The organism is Shewanella sairae, assembly GCF_023283535.1.
Taxonomy (GTDB): domain Bacteria; phylum Pseudomonadota; class Gammaproteobacteria; order Enterobacterales; family Shewanellaceae; genus Shewanella; species Shewanella sairae.
Genome location: NZ_JAKILT010000044.1, coordinates 1 through 23,234, shown reverse-complemented (window position 1 = coordinate 23,234; position 23,234 = coordinate 1). Strand labels below are relative to the sequence as shown.

Below are 23,234 nucleotides of genomic sequence, written 5' to 3'. Positions count from 1 at the left end.
TTAAAAGCAAAACGGCTGCCAAAGAATACCTTGGCAGCCGTTGATAAAACTTGTCAGCTTGAGTTAAACAACCAGTTCCATATCAAGTTCAATATCAGTACAACCCTTCTTACAGCAGATGCCTGACACACTTTCTTCTTGGCCTTTTACAGGTAGCTTCATTTGCAGTGCTTGGTTGCACACAGGGCACAGAACAGTGTTACCTTTAAAAACGCGCTTGATAAGGTTTTTCTGTTCATTAAAAGATTTTGCTGTGGTGTCATTAATCACCGAGAAATCCATTTTTGCCATAGATAGTCTTTGCCTTTGTATTTGCTATTCACAATATTGATTGTGTCTTCTTAGGCCGAGTATATCTAGGCTTTTAGCGCTAATAAAGATTTTTAATTACTCTAATTTCTGGCCCGTATGTGGTTTGTTAATTGAGGCATGGCAACTCTCTGAGTATACTAATATATCTTTTAGATAAGCTGCTAAGGTCAGAAGTTAAACTGCATGAGTGACAATAAACCTGTAAGTGAGTTAGATAGCGCCCCTGAAGAAATTAAGCTCGCAGTCGATCTTATTTTTTTATTAGAGAGTCATCAGATTGATGTCGAAGTGGTATTGGCTGCCATTGAAATAGTTAAACAAGATTTACTCGCTAAGCGCTAAATTAATCTGCAGCGCGATAAATGTCCCGGTTTTGTTGGCTGCGACTTTCTTTTATTAACGTTATTTATATGGTTGTTTTATCATGGGATCACACATGAGCATCTCGCTACTCGATCTGGTTGCACCTTTTTGTTTTATCGTGAGCTGGGTTGGTTATACTTATTTTGCAAAACGTAAAGCCAAAACAACGAATTGTATTGCTCGCTGTTTACATCAGCACCGTATTCATTGGATGCACGAGTTAATTGGCCGTGAGGTGCGAGTGGGCGAGGCTGCATTACTCGCTAACCTAGAACGCAATATTGCTTTTTTTGCGTCGACAACATTACTGGTATTAGCCGGTGTGTTAACCCTATTTGCTCAGGTCGAACGTTTAGAGGCGGTCATCGCATCCATTCCATTTGCCGCCGAGCCTAACCATGCTTTGGTACAGGTAAAGCTAGGCATGCTGACATTTATCTTCATCATGGCATTTTTTCAGTTTACTTGGTCAATGCGCCAATACGGTTTTTTAAATGTCATGGTGGGGGCGGCGCCGGTTGATAAAACGGGCAAAAATGAAAATTTACGCCGTTACGCTAAACAAATGGCCACAGTGCAAGATCAAGCTACCCACTCTTATAATTATGGTCTGCGTTCTTACTACTTTTCGATGGCCGCTTTATGCTGGTTTTTCCATCCAGTGGCATTTATTGCGGCAAGTTTATTCGTGGTGGTGACTTTATATCGCCGTGAGTTTAAATCTAAGGCGGTACTGGCAATTACCGCAGGTCAATAGTTGTTAAAAGCCGAGCGCGATAGCCATAACCTTACTACTGATAACAGCCCCGCAGCAGAGAGTCGCTAACAAGCTTAAGCAGCTGCGGCCAAGCATTTGATGAAAGCCGCTGTTAGGCGAGCTGTTTATCTAGCGGTTGTTCTGGCTCATTGAGGCTAAAGCGATTAAACAGGCACTTTACGTCAATTTGAGCATTTAATTTTGAGGCCAGTAAATACATACCTGCCAGTTTACGGTGGATAAAAATCGCATCCACAGGCGGCGTATGCCATTTATCGGCCTCAGAACTCATTGCCATACCCGCTTGTTTTATTCGCTGAGCAAGGTTGCTCGAGCCAAAATCATAGGCGGTTTCACTTCTAAGTGGCTCACAGGCTTGATAGAAAATATCCAAGATCAGTTCTTTTTGTTGTGGTTCAATTGCATCCCTAAAAAAGCCAATCGCCTGAGCTGCAGCTTCCATCTTTAATCTGTCGTTATTAATAGCTGCTTGCATCAGTTGCTGATATTGCCAAGACAGGTTTTCTGGGATCTCACGGGTTGCACCAAAATCAAGTAACACAATTTTCTGGGTCTTAGCCTGATATTGAAAATTAGCAAAATTGGGATCGGATTGAATTAGCTTAAATTCAAACAACTCTCTAAAGAATAACTGCAGCATTTGGCTGGCAATGGTATTGCGAGTGTGTTGATCTAACTCGGCGGCAGATTCAATACTGTCAGCTGCAATATAGTCCATGACTAAAATATCGTCGGTGCATAAGCTTTCGATAGGCGAAGGCAGAATAAACGTATCGTCTTGCGCTAAAACTTCGCGATATCGCTTTAACATATCCAGTTCAATTTGGTAGTTGGCTTCAGTATGTAACTGCTTTTTTGCGTCCGTTAATAATTGATCAAATTGGACATTTTTCGGCACCAATTTCGAGACCCGCAGCAGCGCCGCGACATTATCGATATCACTATCGATACTGTTACGGATCCCGGGATATTGCACCTTAACTGCTAATTGCTGACCATTGGCTAACGTAGCTTGATGGACCTGGCCGATAGATGCTGCAGCAAAAGGACGCAGTTCAAAGTGGGCAAAAGGCGCTAACCAGTCTTCGCCCCAGTTACGCTTGAGGATATCGATAAGCTGCTTGTGGGGCATGGTCTTGGCGTCATCTCTCAAGCGTGCAAGCAGCTCGCTCAGCTCTTTTGGCATTAACTCTCCAGAGTCCATCGACAGCATTTGGCCGACTTTCATTGCAGCGCCACGCATTTGCGCCAGTTTATCTGCCACATGGCTGATATTTTTAGGCGTAAGCATTAAGTCTTGTAACTTGGGTGACTGGCCTTGGCTAAGTTTTTTAGCCCCTTCTAGCATCACATTACTTGCCAAACGGGTTGCTAAACCACCGAGAGAAGAAAATCGAGAGAGTCGACTAGTCGGAACTTTTGCTGCTTGATCTTTTTTCATTTAGCACCTTAATAAGTGGCAATAATGGACTGCTTTAATATCAAACTCATCTTTCAATACGCGAGTTTGTATATACGGATCAGTCCTAATACCAATTGCAATAGTAATGTAATCAATTCAGAAGCGCTCAGGCTTTTCAATTCAAGGCGCATGGACGATAGAATGGTTATTCCCTTGTGAGGCCACGCAAAGCAGAAGTGGAATGCTTGAGCGCTTCCCTCTGGGTGGCTGATATTTAAAGCAAATGGCAAAGCACGCTGCGCCAGAAACTCTCGATATAGAATAACTATTAGCTTCAAGTTCCCAGCTTGCCTTCAGTGCTTTGAATTCCCACTGAATGAACAGATTATTAATGTAATTGGTATCAGCTTACATAAGGTCAATAACCGATAATATAGGAATGATGATGTATATTTTTATCATTCGATTCAATCCTTTCTATATTTAGCTTGCTGATGCCCGCGTTTAGCAGGAGCTTGCCTGTTAACTGACTGCCTCACTCTGTGTTGTTGTGGCCTGCTTTGAATTTGCTTAGGCTTAGCCGCCGGGCTTCTATAAGCTTTGCTAACATTATGAGCTTGCTTATTATATGAAGGCTGAACTTGCTTGTTGTGCGAGTATTTAGCAGGCTTTGCCGAACGCGTCTTAAGCTGGTTATGAGCCTTGCTATGGGTCGGCTTACTATAAGCACTAGCGTTAGGTTTAAGCTTATTGCGAATCGTTTGCTCTCGGGTGTAAGCCCGCTGTTTGCTGGTATTTGGGCCTACAACTTTACTTCGTGTGTACTTTGGCTGGTGGCGATTATATTTGTGCCTAAGTGCACCGCTGCTGTATGCCACACCGCGCCTATGTTGTGGTTTATGCGCCCAGCGTTTGGCACCGTGACTGGTGACAATACGGCCGCGGTGACGGTATCGATGCGAGTTATGGTGATGCACTACAACCACATGGCGTTTATGCCAATGGAATGCACTAAAGTAATAGTTAAAGCTAATGTGCACGCCGGCGCGCCAATAAAAATGACCATAACTGGGTCTAACATAACCAGGGTAAACCGCCCAGTACACTGGCGGGTAGCGATACCAGCGCCAGTAACCATAAACGGTTCTTGGGTCATAGTAGGGTACATATACAATTTCTTTGCGTACCGGCTCAATAATGATCTGATTACTGACGCGAGTGACTTGCATGTTTTCCATCTGCTCAAGGCTATTAGCATTGTCAGCCTCTTGTCTCAGGGTTTGAATACTGGCAAGCACTTGAGTTTCATCTTGTAAAAAGGCATCACCTAATGACTGAGTCCAATCAAGATCTTCACTGAGTTTTTGCAATACATTGGGAAACGCAATCAGCGCCACCACACTTGGGTCCCAATCTTTATCCTGGGCTTTATCGATTTGTTTCTGGGTCGATAAGTGTTGTTTTGATTGTTGCCAACGATGTGCCTGAACCACTTCAAGCGGGTAGGTCGCTGCAATCAAAATATGGGTCAGTAAACTATCGGGATAAAGGGCGATAGGTGCCAGCATTTGTGCGAGTTGTCCCTCACTATATTGAGTTTGCTCAAGCTGGCTTGCGTCGGCGTTGACTGCGGTCACTGGCATTATCAAAGGCATAGCGATAACAAGTGACAGGCAACACCATTTTTTGAGTCTGTTCATGTGAACTCCTGACCTTTTTATACGTTAGCTGCAGTATAGAAAAGCCAAGATGAACAGAAGCTGAAAGTGAAAAACACACTGTAGGTAATCTAAAACTAATAAGCTAGTTAGTGTTTAAAGCTAAGCTGAAACTTAGCGCCGCTGAGAGTTGTTGAGCGGCCAACCGTTAATTGGCCTTGATAGCTGTCGACTAAGTCGCGCACAATCGCTAGACCTATGCCGTGACCTTGTTGATAAGTATCTGCGCGAATGCCACGTTCAAATATTTGTGCATGCAGCGCTTCATCGATTCCCATACCGTCATCTTCAACGGTGATGATAAGCTGAGCATGCACGATTTTTACCTGAAACAGCACTTGGGCGTTTGCTGCTTTGCAGGCGTTATCTAATAGGTTGCCAAGGATCTCGGTTAAGTCGCTTGCATCACCTTTGAAAACCGCATTTCTATCGACATCTTCCGTGATGGTTATTGCTGGCTGGCAGTATATTTTGGGCAAGTTACGCACTAGCTTGTCTGAGACCTCAACCACAGCAACGCCCAAGTGCCATGCTGCCCCTGCTGCTGATTGTGCGCGCTTAAGCTGATGGCCGATAATTCGATTAATATGGCTAACTTGGTCAAACGACTGTGGACTTAAGTCTTTTTGACTTTGAATCACCGCTAAAGGTGTTTTCAAACTGTGGGCGAGATCAGCTAAGGCGTTTCGATAACGTTTACGTTGATTTTGTTCGGTATTGAGCAAGGTATTAAGCTGTTTCGCCACCGCGTTAAGCTCAGTCGGGTAGTGCTCATCTAATTTATTGGCTTGGCCGTTTTCAATAGCAGCTAATTCGCGTTGTAACCGAGTCAGTGGTTTTAACGTCCACCATAGCCACAATATTTGAATCGTGAGTAGAGCGGTCATTAAAATCAGTAACCAGCGCCAAAGCTGCTGATTAAATGCCTGTACCTGCAGCTGATAATCTTGTTGGTCTTTGATGATATAAACCGTAAAGGGAAAGCGTGTCAGTTGCGGTTCGCCCAATTTGTTGAGCTGCTCAGTTTCAAAGCTGGCACTAAAGCCGTAAACCAAATGCGGCTCACCGTTAAGTATAATCTCACTAAACTGACCTTGGCCTTTTTCCGGCTGTGGAAATATTGCCGCGGTATGCACTGCAGTTGTAATCGCAGCAGATAAATCGATACCAAGTAGAGAGTTTGAGCGCCATGCGATTTTACGGGCATCTCTATTGTTCACGTTGGCTTGTTGGACGAGCGTTATAGGCTGGTTCTCGACAGACTTGTTTTCAACAGAGCGATTTTCTACAAAGTTACTTTCGATAGAGCGATTTTTGACAGAGTTATTCTCGATAAACTTTGCCGCAAAGTCATCCGCTGCATCAGCTGGTGGAGCTACGCTTGGCTTTACTGGAACCGTGATTAGCGCATATAAACCGGATTGAATCACATTGAACTGATTCTCTAATAGCACTTCAGGCATTAATAGCTGTTGGTTGTCGACTTCTGTCACCGCCAAAATGGAATAAACATAGGCTTTTAACTCTTTGACTGAAGCGCTTTTGACTTGCAGTTTAAAGGCATCATTTAGGGTGATGCCAACAATGGGCAATAACACTAACACCAGCAGCATTGCACTGATTATAAGGCGCGCCTTTAATGAATGCATAAGTTGAGGCAAACGCTTAAGTCGATGCATTGGTTAACTACTGTGATTGCTAAGAGAGACAAGGCGATAGCCCTGACCACGAAGGGTTTCAATTAGGCCGAGTTGATTATCAGGATCAAGTTTTTTACGCAAACGGCGAATAAACACCTCAATCACGTTGGAATCTAAATCAAAATCTTGATCGTAAATATGCTCAGTTAGCACGGTTTTTGATTTCACCTCGCCAATATGCAGCATTAAATATTCAAACAGTTTGTACTCAGAGCCACTCAAATTTATGGTCTCGCCAGACTTAGTGATCTCCATGCTACTGGTATTTAGGCTAAAGGGGCCATTAGTAATAATCGGGCTAGCTTTACCCGCAGAGCGGCGAATGAGTGCTTTTAAGCGCGCAACTAATTCTTCTGGGTGAAATGGCTTAGTCAGGTAGTCGTCAGCACCCGCATCTAAGCCTTCAACCTTGTCTTGCCAGCTATCACGAGCGGTTAAAATAAGAATAGGAAAACTAATCTCTAGTGCCCTAAGCTGAGTAATAAGCGCGATGCCATCAAGCTTAGGCAGGCCAACATCAATAATGGCGGCATCGTAGTTATACTCACGGCCTTGAAACAGGCCTATTTCGCCATCATCGGCGGTATCGACGGTGTAATTGGCATCGACAAGATGTTGCTTTAAATTAGATTGCAGCTCTAAATCATCTTCAACTAATAACAATCTCATGCTCTGGTTCCTTGTTGTACGGCGCGATAATAAAGCGTTGCAAGCAATAGCCTAGTGTTAGTTGCGAGAAACACGACCCGTTTTGGCATCGACTTTGACATAAAACACCACACCGTCATTCGACAGTAGCTTTACGCTATAACCAGGATTGCCATTAACTCGGCTCGACTGCACTTTCAGCACCTTGCCGCGATACTGGCGTTTCGCCAATTGTACAGCCTGCTCTTTACTGCTGACCTTTAATTTGTGCTGCTGTTTGTTTGCATTCATAGCCACTGCTGACAGCGCTGTATAACCATGCACACTAGCCGCCATGACAGGGGAGGCTGTGCAAAGTGAAAGTGCGACCAAGATAGTAAATAAAGCAGTTTTCATTAACGCTACCAAAGAGTTGAGATTCAGCCAGTTTAAAAGATCCTATTCGATTAGTCATTAGCTTGCGAATGCCTAGCGGGTAGATAGGTTATACATAAGGTTAGATGAACGTTGGCTGAATATAGTTAGTTCGGTTGTAGGTAGTTTATGGAATGAGCTTTGAGGTCGCACAGAAAAGGCAACGGCTCACAGTTGAACCTTAATACAAGTTCACCTGTCACTACTTCTGTGGGACGCTATAAAGCCATCCTTGGCCGCTCTGCGGTTTCCAATAGCATCCCTGCTAAAAAGCCAGTTCGGCATCCTGCCTCTCGCTCGAGGAGTATTTCTTTGAGATACCTCACCCTGAAACCGAAGCCCACAGGCGTACCGACATCTGATTATTCAGCTCATGAGTTAATTAGCTACGACCCCTTTATGCCAGCTTGATAAACCGTCTGAGGAAAATCAAGCACCAGCCCTTTACTAATTGCATATTTATTAAAAACAAACTCTTTAACCGCATCTTCATCATTTCTTGGTATCGTTGTATCTGCAATATAGATTTTATTAGAAGCTTCTAATTCTTTAGGGTCTACGATCCCTATCTTCCCCCTAAATTTAGAAATAAATTCAGAATTTTTAACACTTTCATATTGAGGAGATTGATCGTTAATCAACAGCCTTGTCTGTCCATTATTACTATCTACTACAAATGCACCATCAATCGCATTTTTATGTATAGAGAAGAGGCTATGGTAAAAGTAATAACACCATACAGCTTGATTTGAGTCTGAATCGACATCTATTATACTTTTTCGGCCATAAAATGTAGACTCAAATTGTTTAACCTGTGTTGATGGATTCACACCACTTGTAACAATAAAAAGAAAGCAGTATTTGCTTTTCGTATTCGATTTTTGAGCTTTTAATTGCTTAATCCCTTTAGTAATAACATTTGAAATACTATTCCAATAACCCGTTGTATGCGTTCTTTGAAAAATATCTCCTTTAGTCAAAGTAAATTCTTGTGTTTCATGCTCAATATCGGTATCGAACTTTTCCTTCAATTCGATTAATACATTATCCTCTCCACGAACAATAAAGTCGGGGGTTTTCTCTTTTTTCTCTTTTATTTTTTCAGCTATGACATCAAATTTTGATAGGTAACCAATAACTGTATTTTCGATATTGTTACTAGGCATGATGACTCCATTGGCTATAGTCGGTTGTTATATGTGCCGTATTCATGAGGAATAACGACTTTCTTCATATATCTTTTCTTTTTCCACTTTAGACTTCTTTATTAGGTTATAATCTTTCTTGGCATCATCTAATTTAAATGGAATCTCTCTGCGACAAGAAGCAAACCATGCTTTACGATAAACAGAATAAAAATCCTTACCTACTTTTGCCCATCTATGATTTTTATTATCTATATATTTCGTATTTCTTTTCCATGCACATGATTTACTTATTTTATAATCTAAACTTTGGTGGCTACTCCCCAAAACTTTAATTGTGTCATTTCTTATTAAGAGTCCATTTTCGATTCCATCAATTAAAGCAGCAAGAACAAAGTCTATGTTGTACCACAGATTTCCATCTATAATTAAGTCTATATTAAGCAGGTTAATATATTTTTGCGTCATTTCCAAACTACCGGATATGTAATGTTGTGCTTTCTTAGCTGCAATGAGTTTTGAAGTATGTTCATTTGATTCTTGTACAAGTGACTCGTTAATTTTTGTACAAGACTCTGTCTTACAACTAATAGGCGGTAAGTTTGTGGAAAAATGTTTTACACCACTTTCATCAATCCATTGGTGAACTTCTTGGCTAATTGCATTCGATGTTTGCAACATCATGATTACAATAATGAATTGGAAAAACCGATACACAATGCCTCCGTAGCATATAACGCTTAAAAGAAAGGTTATTTATAATACCTCTCGAAGCGAAAATAAATAATCCTTTGATTTCCCTAGTTATCTGTCAGTAAGAGCCTTAGCTCGCTTTGACTGCGAATCAAAAAATACGGAAGAAACGGTACGGATAGGATATTCGCTACCTTAAGATAATCGCTATGTCTGATTGCGAAGAACCACGCACTCTTCCAACAGCCTAGCGATTGCTTTAAGGGGTAGAAATGAGCATCGTCCCGTCAAGTTCCTTTATTAGATTTTACTGTGTAACCTATAATATATAGGCTCCGTGTTTTTCTGGCACGATAACGCCGCATTAAGCGGACTAAAATTGTGGGTTAAACTGTGGAGCGAAGCGGAACGTAACCCACTGTTTTAGTTCCGTTTAAATGCCTTGCTAGCAAGTTCATCTACCTCTGAACTTACGTAAGTTTTTCTTGAAATCTAGCTTCAAATTCAAAATATTGCGCTCAACACGACATAAAGCGTTATGTCTTTCGTCCCCTTTTAGCTCATATGCATTTGTTATATCACTAATGATTTCATGAACTTTTGTATCGAAGTTACTATATGTGTATTCAAAATCTTTTATTTCTTCAGCCAAAAGTAAAGATTGTACAAAATCAACATCTATGCGATATCGCTCTTTAGACTCCCAAAAGATATCAAGGCTTTCTCTTCTTGCAAGATTATGATCATTGTAATGGCAAGGTGTTGTAGCAGGGAAATGTTCATCTTTATAAACGCCCCAATACTTTTCAATCGCACCTATACAATCGAAGCCTATCCCTTCTAGTTTTTTAAAAGCTTTGAATCGTTCAGCGTGACTAAACTGATGCATCCATGTATGTAAAGCAGCACTTGCAATAACTGCCGTCAGCAAAGTACCTATACCGGCGATAATACCAAAAACTTTATAAAGCGCATCTAGAGTCATCGAGTCGGTATTAATATTGATACCGACGATCATCCCTATGAAAAGCAATGCAAAACAACAAAACCAAATAACTCTATCATTCACGTATTAATTCCTACCAATTTCGGGTGACATTGCTTGCTAACAGCTTATTATCCAGAGTCTCGGATAAATCCCTGTTATTTATTAAAAGAACGTCAAGCTAACAATGTAAGTCCTTGATGTAGATAGGTTAATATACTGACGTTTAAAGAAAAGTTGAATGTACTACCCCAATAAAGTAATGCAGAACATTTATCGGGTCTCTTGTTAGCTGAAGGCTAAAACTTAACTAGCTGATAAGTAAATTTTATTTTAGAGATTAAAAATTTATCGATGCAATTATTTCACTTCCTAGCATCGATAAATCCAAAATAGCTATTACTCCGAATCAGCAGAATTATGCTTGTCTAACTCAGTGTAGATACGGCCGTGACCGTCCATGACATGGACGTCATGGCCGAGCTTACAGGGATGTATTCATAGCGTGTCACGGCAGTGTCTGCACATACCCCCGCTGGAGGCGATTAGCAACCATAAAGCTAAAATGCAGAACATACTTTCCCGTAGCTGCTGCTTAGAGAAAAATGTAACCAACCTTCATTCGAAGGTTAGTCAATTTTTGACGTTCAGCTTGTGTTCACACTCAGTGGACTCTAATGGCCTCATTAAGCAAGTATTTCGAGGTGAAGATGAACACAAAACACAATCATAAGCTCCACACGGGTAATCAAAATAGCAGGTTAATGCGAGCGCTGAGTGTTGGCTTGTTAACACTCTCAATGGGGGCCGTTCTGCCAGCGAGTGCTAATTCGGATATGAGTTTGCTTTTGCAGCCGCAAAGCATCTCAGTTTCGCAAACAGTTATTAGTAATCAGCAAAGTGCTCAACCGGCTCAATATGGCAATACTTTATCTGAGCAACAAATCAGTAAGCTTGAGCAGCAAAGGCTTTTGCAAGCTAAGGGGCTTGACAGCAATGAGGCACTGCCTACAAAACTCACTCGTGAGCAGGTCATGCAAATCCATATTGATAAGGCGTTAAAGACTCAACAGCTTACTGAGAAAAATAATGCCAATCTGCAGTTTGCTAATGGCGTCTACCGAGATTTTTATATTTACGATGCTTATAGCCGTTTATTTGTCGATAACGATTACGACGGTTTTTATCAGACCTTTAGTGTGACGTTCGATGCTGACGTTGATGGCTATTATGCGAATGAACGTGCCGATGTGTTTGCTGAGCTTTATTTGAGTCGTAATGGCGGACCTTGGGAGCATTATTACACCACAGATATCTTCAGTATTTTTGGCAATGCAACCGATGACGACTTTGAAGTGTTGACCACCTTAGATTTTGGTTACCGCAGCGATCATTATGATGTGCTGATTGACTTATATGAAGTGGGTTATGGCGACATAGTGGCGACGGTGAGCTCAAATGAATTTGATAGTTTATATGCGCTGCCATTAGAGAGTAGCGATAGAGATGATGTGTATATTGAAGAGGAGTACCACGGCGGCAGTGTATCACTATGGTTTACTTTATTTTTATTGATGGCGTTGCTAGTGAGAAAGTTTGCAATGACAAATCACTAACCCTCAACCTCACTTTCAAAGAGCCATTATTGAGCGCATCTTACAATAACTTTATGCAAGAGCTTGATAAAAAGGCTAACAATTAACCATTGATCTCTTGTTTGCTACGGTTAAAAATAGTCGTCGGTAACAGGAGATTGATGGCAGTGAGGCTGTAAAATGGAATTAACGGATCAGGTTGAGCCAGTGGCAAAGGTCAATATTCAAGGAAATAGCGCCGACACAGTATTGTGGATGTGGGAGCATTTAGTGCCTTTTTATGCAGCTCCTACTAGCTTGCAAGGCGAGATCATTAGAGTGTTAGAGTTGCTAGCTTGGGAGGCGCAAGCTAATAGTAATTTAAACTGGGATGACAGTTTTGATGAGATGCTGATTTTCTTAAGAAAAGCGTTTATTTCGGCTGAGTTTCCGTTAGCACAACACTTTAGTATTGAAACCAGACTCTCTATAGAGGCTGATATTAATCGCTTAGCCAATTTTGTACTGCCAACAGAGCTAGACAGCCGTATTTTCAGTGAAGAACAACCCTACATTAAAGATGATCTTTATGACCGCTTAGCGGGGTATTTAGTTGATTATTGCCGCGCTTATCCGCAAATTATTCCCTACCACAATGTCAGTGGTTAATCTTTTAAGGCGTTAATGCCCTGCAGTGATTGCTTGCATTTTGGGTTTAGGAGATGCAATCAATCGCTTTCACATCCGCTAGCTTTTTGTTCTACTTCTATCTTCAAACTAGTTGAAGATAGAAGTCTTAAGTATAGGTGCTTGTTATTATTGAATGTGATCTAAGTCACGTATCTTGTTGGTTTGTAACAACTAGTTGTGAATTTACATTGTAAACAATTTAAATAAAATTAAACAAAAACAATCACAAACGAAATGCAAATGTATCAGATTTGAAACAGGTGTTGCTTTGTTAATGAGAATCGTTATCATCCTGCCGCATAATACTAAAGTGGGGTTAATTGATGAAACATTTTCGCTATTCAATGTTAGCAATTGCATGCGCATCGACATTTTTACCAGCGATGGCTTACGCAGAAGAAGCAGAGCAGGGACTAGATAATGTAGAGCGTATTACGGTTTATGGTCGCCAGAATCAGGTGGTGATGAATTCAGGTTTGGCGACTAAATCAGATATGTCGCTAATGGAGACGCCAGCAGCAGTTGTGGTGGTCGATCAAGAGCTTATTCAAGCGCAGGCAGTCACTAACCTGCAAGATCTTGTGCGTAATATCAGTGGTGTCACCCAAGCGGGTAATAACTATGGTATTGGCGATAACTTAGTTATTCGTGGCTTAGGCGCAAACTATACTTACGATGGCATGTATGGTGGTGCGGGGCTTGGCAACACATTTAACCCGACTCGTTCACTAACAAACGTTGAATCAGTTGAAGTGCTAAAAGGTCCAGCAACAGGGCTTTATGGTATGGGCAGCGCTGGTGGTGTAATTAACCTTATTGAAAAGAAACCCCAGTTTGAGTCTAAACATGCGTTTACCGCGGAAGTGGGTCAATGGGACACTTACTCACTTGAAGCCGATAGCACTGCGGCCATTACCGATAACCTTGCTTACCGCGTAGTGGCTAAAACCGCACGTAGTGATGGTTACCGAGAAATAGGCACTGACCGTGATGAAATCTATACTTCGCTTAAGTATGTTATGGCGGATAACCAAGATGTCATGCTGTCGGCCAGTTACATTAAAGATGCCATTGCTGTTGACTCGATTGGTCATCCTATTCGTATTTTTAACGCAGAATCTGTAGGGGGCAAAACGGCGGGTGACGTGACTTGGGAGGATTTAATTAATGATCCTAACAATAACGGCATTCAGCTAACAGAAGCGCAGCGTAAACAGCTTGCAGATTCGTTGGCATCAAGCGATGGGTTAACCCCTTATGCATTTGGTAATGCAGGTATTATCTCGCCAATGGCTAAAGATAATGAAGGCGAAGAGCTGCGCTTTAAGTTAACTCACAATATCTATTTCACCGATAACCTGTTTTTAAACCAGCAGCTGCAATACCGTGATTATACTTCAGGCTTTGCTCGTCAAACCGGTGCTTATAACTATGTTTATTGGGATCGTCGTGGCGCTATTAATGCTGACCCACGCGCTCCCTTGGTTGAAGATGACGTACTTTATCCGTTTGCGGCTCGTCGCCAAGAATACCGTAAAGTGGATGCTGATGAGTCATCTTGGCAGTATTTTGCCGATCTTCGTTATGACTTCCAAATAGGCGATATTGATAACGAATTATTGATAAATGCCAACTACGAAGATAGAGATATCGCCTTCAAACAATACTCTATTTACGATGCCGATAAAGTCATTAAAGACAAAGCTGGCAATACTATTTACCAAGGTAGCCTGCCATACATTTACGATATCCGTAATCCTAACTGGGGTGAAGGCAGCTTTGAAGATTATGACCCGTTACTTACTAGCAACTATGACAAAAAAGTCAGTGCATGGGGCGTTGGCGTGCAGCATGTGGGTTATTTAGGTTATGGGTTTACATCGCGCATTGGTGTGGCGTTTAACCAAATTAAGCAGACCTATGAGCACTTAGGTGTTGATCCGCGTTATAGCTCAAGCCGAGCAGCGCCAACACCAGAGGCGGATACCACAGATGACGGCATTACCTACAACTTAGGTTTGACTTACATGCCAACTGACGACTTGTCATTCTTTATTAACCACTCTAAAGGACGCACTGCCTATAGCATTCTTGGCAGTATTGCCGGCAATGATACCGATAGAGATGACAGTGAATCAGTGAGTGATGATTTGGGCATGCGCTTTAAAGCTTTTGATGACCAAATGTTGGCATCATTAGTGTTGTTTAAGAGTTCACGTACTAACTTGCAATACACTAACCCAGATTACGATGAAGGTGTTTCTGGTCCGAGTGTACCTCAGTACTATTACAACGGTAGTGAAGAAACTACAGGTGTTGAGTTTGACATGAACGCGCACCTTAATGAGCAGTGGATGGTTAATGTTAATGCGGTTTACCAAGATGCCCGCGACAAGAAAGATCCAAATCGCTCAAGCTACGATACGCGCCAAAAAGGTGTGCCTTATGTAACAGCAAGTGCATGGGTGACTTATGGCGCAGACTGGTTCTCGCTTGCCAGCCCTATCAATATTAGCCTAGGTGCAAATTATGTTGATGACAGAAGCACTAACTCAAGCTCTTTCGGTATTCCAGACGGTTATGTACCAAGCTACACAGTGCTAGATACGGCTATTAGCTATGATGTTGATAACTGGAAATTGCAGTTAAACGTGAATAACTTATTTGACGAAGAGTACTACAGTAAAGCTATGTTCTTAGGTGGTATGCCTGGTGAAGAGCGTAACGCTAAGCTGACTTTGACTTATCGTTTATAGATGGTTGTTGGCTGTTAGCAAGAATGATGACAGCGATATAAGTAAATAAAAAATGCAGCCTTTGGCTGCATTTTTTATGTTTAAACTGTGACTTACTGAGTTTAGAACTGGTAGTTCACGCTCACGTTGAAGTAACGACCAGGTTGAGTGAAGTCTTCTTTATCTAGGTTCATGCTTGCACCAAGCAAGAATACTGACTGACCAGCAACATCGGCATAATCGATATACTCTTTGTCAAACAGGTTATAAACACCGGCTCTTAACTTCCAGTTATCGTCAATGCGTAGACCAAAGGTTAAGTCCATCACCGCATAACCGCTTGTGCCGTAAACTTCGTTAAACTTCTCTTTAGGAATACACATACCCATGGCACAAATGTCATCAGCTGCTAGCTCGATATCATTAGTACGTGACATGTCATCTGCCCAGCGAACCACTGCGCCAAAGTCTGCTTCCATATCGGCAATATCAGTATACCAGTTCACACCCGCATTACCTTTTAGCGGGCTCACACTGTTAAGGTAGTCGCCGTTTTCATCTTCGCCATAGGTGTAAGAGATATTACCCCAAAGCTCAACGCTATCAGTTAACCAATGGTTAATCTGTGCTTCAGCGCCGTATAAGATCACTTCATCACGGTTGTAATATTGGTACTTAAACTCCATTGGCTTCATAACTGGAGGCCAACCTGGAACAATTACAGGCGGTTTAAAGCTTACATATTGCCAGTCGATAAAATCTTTTGCCTGAGTGTAGAAAGCGGTTAGTTCATAGTTAGTGTCGCTATGATTACCGCGAACGCCGATTTCCCAAGTATGCGACTGCTCAGATTCTAGGTCATAGTTTGCCTGAATAAGTACGTCAGTCATTGAACCTGCATCAACTTCCAACTCGCCCCACTTTTGGTCTGGGGTTGGCATTTTGTAGCCATAAGCGTATTGACCATAAACGCTAACAGAGTCTGACAATTGGTAAACTAGCCCAAGTTTTGGTGACCAGAAGTTGTCGCTCATTGTTTGGAAGTCAGCTGGATCTTTACCTGCATCTATCGCTTGCTGTTGATCTGGCGTATTACGGAAGTAGTCGTAACGTAGACCTGCGATTAGGTTTAAATCGCCATCAAGTAAAGTAACATCGTCTTGCACAAACACACCAAGGCGTTGGCTGTCGGTTGTGGCAAAAGTAAATGGCGTATTAACTTCACCTGTAAGTGAGTTATTGACCACACGATGACGTGACATAGTCGAGAACTCATAGTCTAAGCCATAAGTGATCTGGTGCCCGTAGTTATCACCACCAACATATTTACTAAAGGTACTGTTAATACCAATACGTTGATCTTCAAAACTGTAATCACGGAATTCGCTTAAACCATAAACATTCTCAGGTTTAGCATCGTTCCACTCAAAGTAGTCTCTATGTTCAAGCTGCTCGGTTTGACCAAAGTAAGCGGTAACGGTCAAAGTGTCGTGCATTTGGGTTGGCTTACTTGATACTAGCTGCAGCGCGCCGTTAATGACTTGGGTATCGCGATCGGTATCGATATTTTCCTCAAGTGCATTGTCGTTATCAAATTCATATTCCCAGCGCTTTAGGGTTTGCTCTAGGTAATCTAAAGTCAGTTGCACTGAGGTGTATTCGTTGAAGTGATACTTGCTCTTAAATAGCAGGCTGTCCTGTACAAGATCACTGTCTGGCTGGCTGTCGTAGTAGTTAGGTAGTTCTTCACCTGTGCGGTGCTGGTAAGTCAGTAGATTTTCAAAATCACCGTAAGCCGCAGCGCTAGTAAAACCTGCGCTGTATTCGTTGTTAATGCCGGCATAGCCCGCGTTAACTGAAACATAATAATCATCACCATTTAGGTAGTCGCTAGCGTCTTTAGTACGCATTACTACAACACCACCTAGAGCATCTGAACCGTACATGGTTGATGCAGCAGCTTTAACGACTTCAACTTGCTTTAGGCTTTGTACTTCGGTTAAGCCACGACCTGTGCCTTCAGCGCCAGGACCAAGTGGAGAAGCGTATTGGTTGTTAACGCGAACGCCATCTTTAACCATCATTACACGGTTGCCACCGATACCACGAATAGTTATCGATGTTGGTTTACCTGCGCCACCTTTAACAGCAACCGCAGACTCGTTTCTAAACAAGCTGCCAAAGTCATTACTCATGCTTTTTTCAATGGCGTCTTCATCAATGACCATAATTGAGCCAGCGACTTGTTCAATTTCTTGTTCCATACGTGAACCAGAAATAACAATGACCTCGTGCGGTTGTGCACTGGCTTGTTGGTTTGATTGAGTCTCGACCTCGGCTGCTTGAGCCTGAGCATGGAGCACTGTACTTACGGCTAACGCCAGTACACTAACTTTGAGCTTGTTCATTACGCACCTTAACTTCTTAACCAAATGAGAATTATTCTCTTTTTTAACGCGCGTTATCTTATACGCAAATTAAAATAGGATCCCGCTTAGAAAGCGTCTATTCATAAGGTTTAAGCGATTAAAAAACAAATATTGAAAGCGGATCACATTTCTTTATTGTTGCAAAAGACCTGCTGCATTTTATTTAAGCTACGCATCGATATTATTTTACAGATGCAACCAAATGTAACCTTAAGGGGGACTAAAAAACGAATATGTTCTAATGGTTTAATTGCTACAAAGTCATAACCTTGGCTTTACAAGGTAGTGTGCTGTGTTAGCTTAGATGGCAGATATTATTCGCTCTAAATAAAGAGGCATGCAACATGAGAACACCGATACTCTCCTCCCTAGCGCTGTTAATTAGCTGCTCGCTAAGTGCATCATGTTTTGCGACAGATTTAGCTGAATCGACAGCCGACAAAATGCCTCAGCTTGAAGCGTTATATTTGCATTTGCATCAACATCCAGAACTTTCTTATAAAGAACAGGCGAGTAGTGCGCGCATGGCGAAGGAGCTTGCCAGCTTAGGCTTTGAGGTGACGGAAAAAGTTGGTGGTTATGGCGTAGTAGGTTTGCTTAAGAATGGCGAGGGGCCAACAGTGATGATCCGTGCCGATATGGATGCGCTGCCTATAACAGAAGAAACCGGTAAACCTTATGCCTCAAAGGTTAAAACGTTAACTGCCAATAACCAAGAGGTGGGCGTGATGCATGGCTGTGGTCATGATATTCATATGACCAGTCTTATCGGCACGGCGCAGCAGTTAGTTGCCAATAAAGATAACTGGCAAGGCACATTAATGATGGTGGCACAGCCGGCAGAAGAAGTGGGCGGCGGCGCGAAAGCTATGTTAAAACAAGGTTTGTTTACTGACTTTGCCACGCCAGATTATGTACTTGGCCTGCATGTCAGTGCTTCAATCCCTGCTGGTAAAGTTGGAATAACGCCGGGTTATGCGTTAGCTAATGTGGATTCGGTTGATATCACGGTTAAAGGTGAGGGCGGACATGGTGCTTACCCACATTTAACTAAAGATCCGGTTGTGTTGGCATCACGCATTGTTGTTGCCTTACAGACGATTACCAGCCGCGAACTTTCGCCTTTAGAGCCAAGTGTAATTACCGTAGGCTCAATTCATGGTGGTTCAAAACATAATATTATTTCAAATGAAGTGAAGTTACAGCTAACACTGCGTTCCTATAACCCTGATGTGCGTCTTGCACAAATTGCCGCTTTAAAACGGCTGACTAAAGGCATTGCGATAAGTGCTGGGCTTGATGAACCTTTGTATCCTGAGGTGTATGTACACGAAGATGAGCGGATCCCCTCAACCTATAACGATCCAGTGTTAACCAGTAAAGTACAAACCAGTATTACCGCAGAAATCGGTGCCGAAAACGTGGTAAAAGCGGATGCGGTTATGGCCGGTGAGGATTTTGGCTTATACGGTTTGACGGCTGAAAAGCTCCCTATCAGCCTGTTTTGGCTAGGAGCTGTGTCGCCGAGTGATTATCAGCGCAGCATTGAAACCGGTGAGCCTTTGCCATCGTTACATTCAAGCAAGTTTGCGCCTGATTACCCAGCAACAATTAACACAGGTGTTAGAGTCATGAGTCAATCTGCTATGGACCTCTTTAATCAATAACAGGGCATAACGCTGAGCTATTCAAATCAAGGTTAGCGTTTATCTTCAATTTTAGATAATAAGGCAAAGGTCTGCTGATGAAGTTGAGTGAGCTTTTTTTGGCTAACAATAACAACTGACTGGCTTACAGCGTCGTAGGCTTGTCGGTAGTTATGTTCAATAAACTCAAGCTCAGCAAGCTTGTTTAATGCACTAACTTGATCGACCGCTGAGCCTGACCTTTGAAGATAATCGATTGCATACTGATATTGAGTACGAGCCTGAGCATAACGATTAAGGCGCTGGTTAATATGCCCTGACCAATTTGCGATATAGCCTAAATATAACCAGTCCTGACTCTTGGCGGCAAAGCTCCTTGCTTGAGACAATAAACTTAATGCTAACTCTAATTGTTCGTTCTCAAGTTTGACTTGCGCCTCAATAAACTTGAGTCTGGCAAACTGACGAAAATGACTCGATTCTACCTGTTCAGCTGCTTGTTCTAGCCGTTTTGATGCTTGCTTGAGCAGTTGCTTCTTCAACTCTATTTGTGCCAATAACCGACTGGCGACAATGTTATTGGGGTCTGTGTTTAACAAGGTTGTTAGCTTTGCTTCAGCAACATCAACTTGATTATATTGAATGGCTTTAAGTGCTTGAACCAGCGTTTTTGTAAACCAGTTTTGGTCGGTGGTTTGGGTAAATGGGTTAGTCGTGAATTGTTTTATTTGTTCAATTAGCTTGGCTTGGAGCTGTTCAACTGAATCAGCTTGCAACACTCCTTGGTCAATTTTATTTTGGCTGATAAGGCGATAATTGAGCTGTAAGTTTGGGGCGGTTGTAAGAGAGGATTCAATCATTAAAGCTGCACCGGAAACAACCAATAAACGGGTTAGATCTATCGGTTGCTGATCGCCAATAAAGCTGGATGTTTGAGTCAGTAAAGCGATGACATCTTCTGCAAGTAATACCGGGGAGTTAGCTGATGTCCCCAGTTGGTTTATCACCTGCTCCATGCGTGTATAGGACTGCCAATCTAATTCATTGCTTGGCTCAGTTTGGACAATCGGCAAGATAATGATTGTGCCATCAGCAAGTTTTGGTTGCTTTGAGAGTGAGAGCATCACAACAACAGTGATGACTAACAGGCTGACCACTAGCGCAGATAGCACTGTTTTTGGCGATTCACGGACTAACTTTTTGATAGATAAAGACATAAAATTCCTTTTCATTTGAGTTAAGTATAAACAACTCAAATAAATAAGGTAGTGCTTAACTGTTACTTTAACTGTGAGCTTAGGGGGAGTTAGTTGAGAGAGTCTGCTTAGGGAATTAGATGAAGAGTAAAGATAGGAAGAAAGCGATTTTCGTTCTGGCAAGTAATGCCAGAACGAATCGATAAGTGAAAGTACTATTTACTTGTTTAGCTTAGACTTTGAAAAAGCCCAAGGATCTTGCGGCAATGAGCTATTATCCGCTTCTGAGCGAGGCGCCGCTTTAGCGTCTGTCGCCGCAGGTTTGTGGTTACGATAGTCATTATGATTGTCATTACGACTGTCATTACTGCGCTGCTTAGGCTTACTATCGCGTGCAGGTTTTGCTCGGTCAGTGCGTGGCTTTTTATCACCACTTGGAGCAGGTTTGTTTTTAGGCTTATAGTTTAAAATTGAAATAGGCACTTCTTTACGTGGTGCAAAGCCTTCAATTTCACGACGCTCAATTAAATGGCCTAAACGGCTCTCAATCATACATAGGTTTTTAAAGTCATCTTTTGAAACAAGTGCAACAGCTTCACCGGTAGCGCCAGCACGACCGGTACGGCCGATACGGTGAATATATTCATCAGCCGGGTAAGGTAAATCGTAGTTAATCACCAATGGTAATTCATCAATATCTAAGCCGCGAGCCGCAATGCCTGTGGCGATAAGTAAGCCGATTTTGCCTGACTTAAAGTCTGCCAGAATTTGTTCACGAATTTCTTGGCTACGGCCACCGTGAATACATTCAGCGGTAATGCCACGCTTTTCAAGCTGACTAACCAGTTTTGCTGCGCCTTGCTTGGTTTCAATGAAAATAAGCGCCTGTTGCCAGTTATTCTCTTGAATTAAATGGCTCAGTAGCGCTGATTTCTTGTCTTTATCAACGGTAACTAACCACTGCTCAATCTTAGGTTTATTGTCAGTGTTATGGGTCACTGAAATTTCGATTGGGCGAGTAATAGTGGCTCGAGCTAACTCTTTAACTTGGCGTGAAAGAGTGGCTGAAAACAGTAAACTTTGTCTATCAACAGGCAGTTTTTCAATGATCTTGTTGATGTCTTCAATAAAGCCCATATCCAGCATTCTGTCGGCTTCATCAAGCACTAGAATTTCTAGCTCATCGAAATGAATCGCACGCTGGGTATACATATCGAGTAAGCGACCTGGTGTGGCAACTAGAATATCGACACCTTCAATCAAGCGCTCGCGCTGTGGTTTTGAATCAACGCCACCATACATAGCCATTGAGGTTAGGCTTAAATGCTTACCATATTGACTAATATTATCTTCAACTTGCACAGCAAGCTCGCGAGTTGGCGTTAAAATCAGGGCGCGAATACGCTTTTTGCGTTGGGTTTCCGCTTGACTCAGCATCTCTAAAATTGGCAGCACAAAGCTGGCAGTCTTACCCGTTCCTGTTTGCGCGGCGGCAATTAGGTTACGTTGACTTAATATAACGGGAATAGTCTTAGCTTGAATCGGAGTTGGGCTAGTGTAGCCTTGCTCAGTAACAGCTTTAACGATGGGTGTGCTTAATCCAAGCTTAGAAAACGGCATGCGAGTCTCGATTAGGTATCTGATTTATCTATTGCAGTTATCGGTTTGGCGCAGGTTAGCGCAGATAGACGCTGATAACTGTGTTGCTGTTTGCCATTATAACAGCATGTCGCCAAATACGCTTTAATGATGTTGCTTGCTATCGCAGCAAACATAGTCTGGCATATGCATGCTGCTCGATAGCAAAACTCATAAATTCGCGAGATATTTTTAGTTTGAGTGGGGATATCTAGCAAAAGCGGTTCGAATTACCTGCGGCAGATACTACGCATGGGGGAAATGCCATTTCTACACGAGGTTAGTACAGAGTTATTTTGCGCAATTAGAGCCATAACAAAAGCACTAACTTATTTTTTGGACATAAATTGGTTAGACTGATTACTCTAGAATGCCAATTCCTGATTAGGAAATACTATGGTTAATGCATTGTGCACCTGCCAATGTAGTGGCATGAAGCGCCGTAACATTGGCTCGATGTTGCTAATTATTAGAGTTGGTTGTTCACGAATCGTTTCTCGTCATATTTGGCACCTGGCCTAACATGCCTGACTCCCCAAAATGAAACGTCTCAAGCTGGGCTCGCGGAGTTGAATTGGACTTGATAGAGCTTGTATGCAAAGCATCATCTTTCGTGCTGGCGGCGTAAAGCTGACCTGAGAATGGGATGCTTGTGTCGTAATTTTCAAACCACTCCCCCATAGCTTCCGTTAAGTCTTTATCTGATTTATCTACATGCGCCAAAAATGCGCTATGGTTTGCAAAGAGTCTTAAGTCATGGACTAAATTCGGGGTCTTTTCGTCAGGAAATACAGCGGCCATCAAGATACCAGGGACTTTTTCATACCATAAGTTACATACTGTCTGAAAAGAAGTCCCCAACTCTTTCATCTGGCCCGGTTTAACATAGCGCATTGTAAATCCAAATAATGCAGGGCCCTCTTCTCCTCCTCCATCAGCTTTAATAAAACCAGCCATGGATTTCTTAAAATCGTAACGCACACATGGAATATTCCGAGTCTTAGCAAGAGTATCCTTGTTCCAGCCACCATACACAATCAATGTATCAGGATCTTCTGTTGTACTTTTATAAGTGGCCCATATGTAGTGGTCAAGTAAAACTGGACACGGACTTGTACGTATTCCAAAATCTTCGTTCAGATTCATTTGGGGTCAAGCCGCCATTATA

The 23,234-nt window shown here is 42.3% G+C and carries 19 protein-coding genes; 6 read left to right on the top strand and 13 right to left on the bottom strand.

Annotation, left to right across the window (positions count from 1 at the left end):
* Positions 1–63: 63 nt before the first annotated feature.
* Positions 64–291, bottom strand: coding sequence for a hypothetical protein (locus tag L2748_RS16760; RefSeq protein WP_220781506.1), 228 nt, complete (start codon positions 289–291; stop codon positions 64–66).
* Between the two features lie 204 nt (positions 292–495).
* Here L2748_RS16760 and L2748_RS16755 point away from each other — a divergent pair, with 204 nt between their 5' ends.
* Together L2748_RS16755 and L2748_RS16750 are read left to right on the top strand one after the other, a co-directional pair.
* Positions 496–654 (top strand): DUF2496 domain-containing protein, encoded by a 159-nt coding sequence (locus tag L2748_RS16755; protein ID WP_220781505.1) that lies wholly within the window; start codon positions 496–498, stop codon positions 652–654.
* A gap of 94 nt (positions 655–748) precedes the next feature.
* Positions 749–1,432: a DUF599 domain-containing protein gene (locus L2748_RS16750; protein ID WP_220781504.1), complete on the top strand. Its 684-nt coding sequence runs from the start codon at positions 749–751 to the stop codon at positions 1,430–1,432.
* 112 nt (positions 1,433–1,544) lie between these two features.
* Here the strand turns inward: L2748_RS16750 and L2748_RS16745 are convergent, their stop codons facing one another.
* The 8 genes from L2748_RS16745 to L2748_RS16710 form a co-directional block, all read right to left on the bottom strand.
* Complete coding sequence (locus L2748_RS16745) at positions 1,545–2,894, bottom strand: ABC1 kinase family protein (protein ID WP_220781503.1); 1,350 nt, start codon at positions 2,892–2,894, stop codon at positions 1,545–1,547.
* Positions 2,895–3,322: 428 nt separating this feature from the next.
* On the bottom strand, positions 3,323–4,555 hold the full coding sequence (locus L2748_RS16740) for a DUF3300 domain-containing protein (protein ID WP_220781502.1): 1,233 nt from the start codon (positions 4,553–4,555) through the stop codon (positions 3,323–3,325).
* Between the two features lie 107 nt (positions 4,556–4,662).
* Positions 4,663–6,252 (bottom strand): ATP-binding protein, encoded by a 1,590-nt coding sequence (locus L2748_RS16735; protein ID WP_220781501.1) that lies wholly within the window; start codon positions 6,250–6,252, stop codon positions 4,663–4,665.
* Positions 6,253–6,255: 3 nt separating this feature from the next.
* Entirely contained in the window at positions 6,256–6,942 is a 687-nt protein-coding gene (locus tag L2748_RS16730; protein WP_220781500.1) for a response regulator transcription factor, read from the bottom strand.
* Positions 6,943–6,999: 57 nt separating this feature from the next.
* Complete coding sequence (locus L2748_RS16725) at positions 7,000–7,317, bottom strand: PepSY domain-containing protein (protein ID WP_220781499.1); 318 nt, start codon at positions 7,315–7,317, stop codon at positions 7,000–7,002.
* Positions 7,318–7,721: 404 nt separating this feature from the next.
* On the bottom strand, positions 7,722–8,501 hold the full coding sequence (locus L2748_RS16720) for a hypothetical protein (protein WP_220781498.1): 780 nt from the start codon (positions 8,499–8,501) through the stop codon (positions 7,722–7,724).
* Between the two features lie 42 nt (positions 8,502–8,543).
* Positions 8,544–9,197, bottom strand: a complete 654-nt coding sequence (locus L2748_RS16715; RefSeq protein WP_220781497.1) for a DUF4124 domain-containing protein — start codon at positions 9,195–9,197, stop codon at positions 8,544–8,546.
* 430 nt (positions 9,198–9,627) lie between these two features.
* Positions 9,628–10,242, bottom strand: a complete 615-nt coding sequence (locus L2748_RS16710) for a hypothetical protein (RefSeq protein ID WP_220781496.1) — start codon at positions 10,240–10,242, stop codon at positions 9,628–9,630.
* 626 nt (positions 10,243–10,868) lie between these two features.
* On the opposite strand from L2748_RS16710, the gene L2748_RS16705 reads away from it, so the two are divergent.
* From L2748_RS16705 to L2748_RS16695, 3 genes are all read left to right on the top strand, one after another.
* The gene (locus L2748_RS16705) at positions 10,869–11,774 is read left to right on the top strand and encodes a choice-of-anchor H family protein (RefSeq protein WP_220781495.1); all 906 of its coding nucleotides are present in this window, start codon (positions 10,869–10,871) and stop codon (positions 11,772–11,774) included.
* 159 nt (positions 11,775–11,933) lie between these two features.
* Positions 11,934–12,401: a hypothetical protein gene (locus L2748_RS16700; RefSeq protein WP_220781494.1), complete on the top strand. Its 468-nt coding sequence runs from the start codon at positions 11,934–11,936 to the stop codon at positions 12,399–12,401.
* A gap of 344 nt (positions 12,402–12,745) precedes the next feature.
* On the top strand, positions 12,746–15,178 hold the full coding sequence (locus L2748_RS16695; protein ID WP_220781493.1) for a TonB-dependent receptor: 2,433 nt from the start codon (positions 12,746–12,748) through the stop codon (positions 15,176–15,178).
* A gap of 101 nt (positions 15,179–15,279) precedes the next feature.
* On the opposite strand, the gene L2748_RS16690 is transcribed toward L2748_RS16695, so the two are convergent.
* Entirely contained in the window at positions 15,280–17,565 is a 2,286-nt protein-coding gene (locus L2748_RS16690) for a TonB-dependent hemoglobin/transferrin/lactoferrin family receptor (RefSeq protein WP_220781492.1), read from the bottom strand.
* 365 nt (positions 17,566–17,930) lie between these two features.
* Here L2748_RS16690 and L2748_RS16685 point away from each other — a divergent pair, with 365 nt between their 5' ends.
* Entirely contained in the window at positions 17,931–19,253 is a 1,323-nt protein-coding gene (locus L2748_RS16685; protein ID WP_220781491.1) for a M20 metallopeptidase family protein, read from the top strand.
* A 32-nt stretch (positions 19,254–19,285) separates the two neighbouring features.
* Here the strand turns inward: L2748_RS16685 and L2748_RS16680 are convergent, their stop codons facing one another.
* From L2748_RS16680 to L2748_RS16670, 3 genes are all read right to left on the bottom strand, one after another.
* The gene (locus tag L2748_RS16680; protein WP_220781490.1) at positions 19,286–20,449 is read right to left on the bottom strand and encodes a tetratricopeptide repeat protein; all 1,164 of its coding nucleotides are present in this window, start codon (positions 20,447–20,449) and stop codon (positions 19,286–19,288) included.
* 198 nt (positions 20,450–20,647) lie between these two features.
* The gene (locus tag L2748_RS16675; RefSeq protein ID WP_220781489.1) at positions 20,648–22,048 is read right to left on the bottom strand and encodes a DEAD/DEAH box helicase; all 1,401 of its coding nucleotides are present in this window, start codon (positions 22,046–22,048) and stop codon (positions 20,648–20,650) included.
* A 501-nt stretch (positions 22,049–22,549) separates the two neighbouring features.
* The gene (locus L2748_RS16670) at positions 22,550–23,212 is read right to left on the bottom strand and encodes a hypothetical protein (RefSeq protein WP_220781488.1); all 663 of its coding nucleotides are present in this window, start codon (positions 23,210–23,212) and stop codon (positions 22,550–22,552) included.
* Between the last annotated feature and the right edge of the window lie 22 nt (positions 23,213–23,234).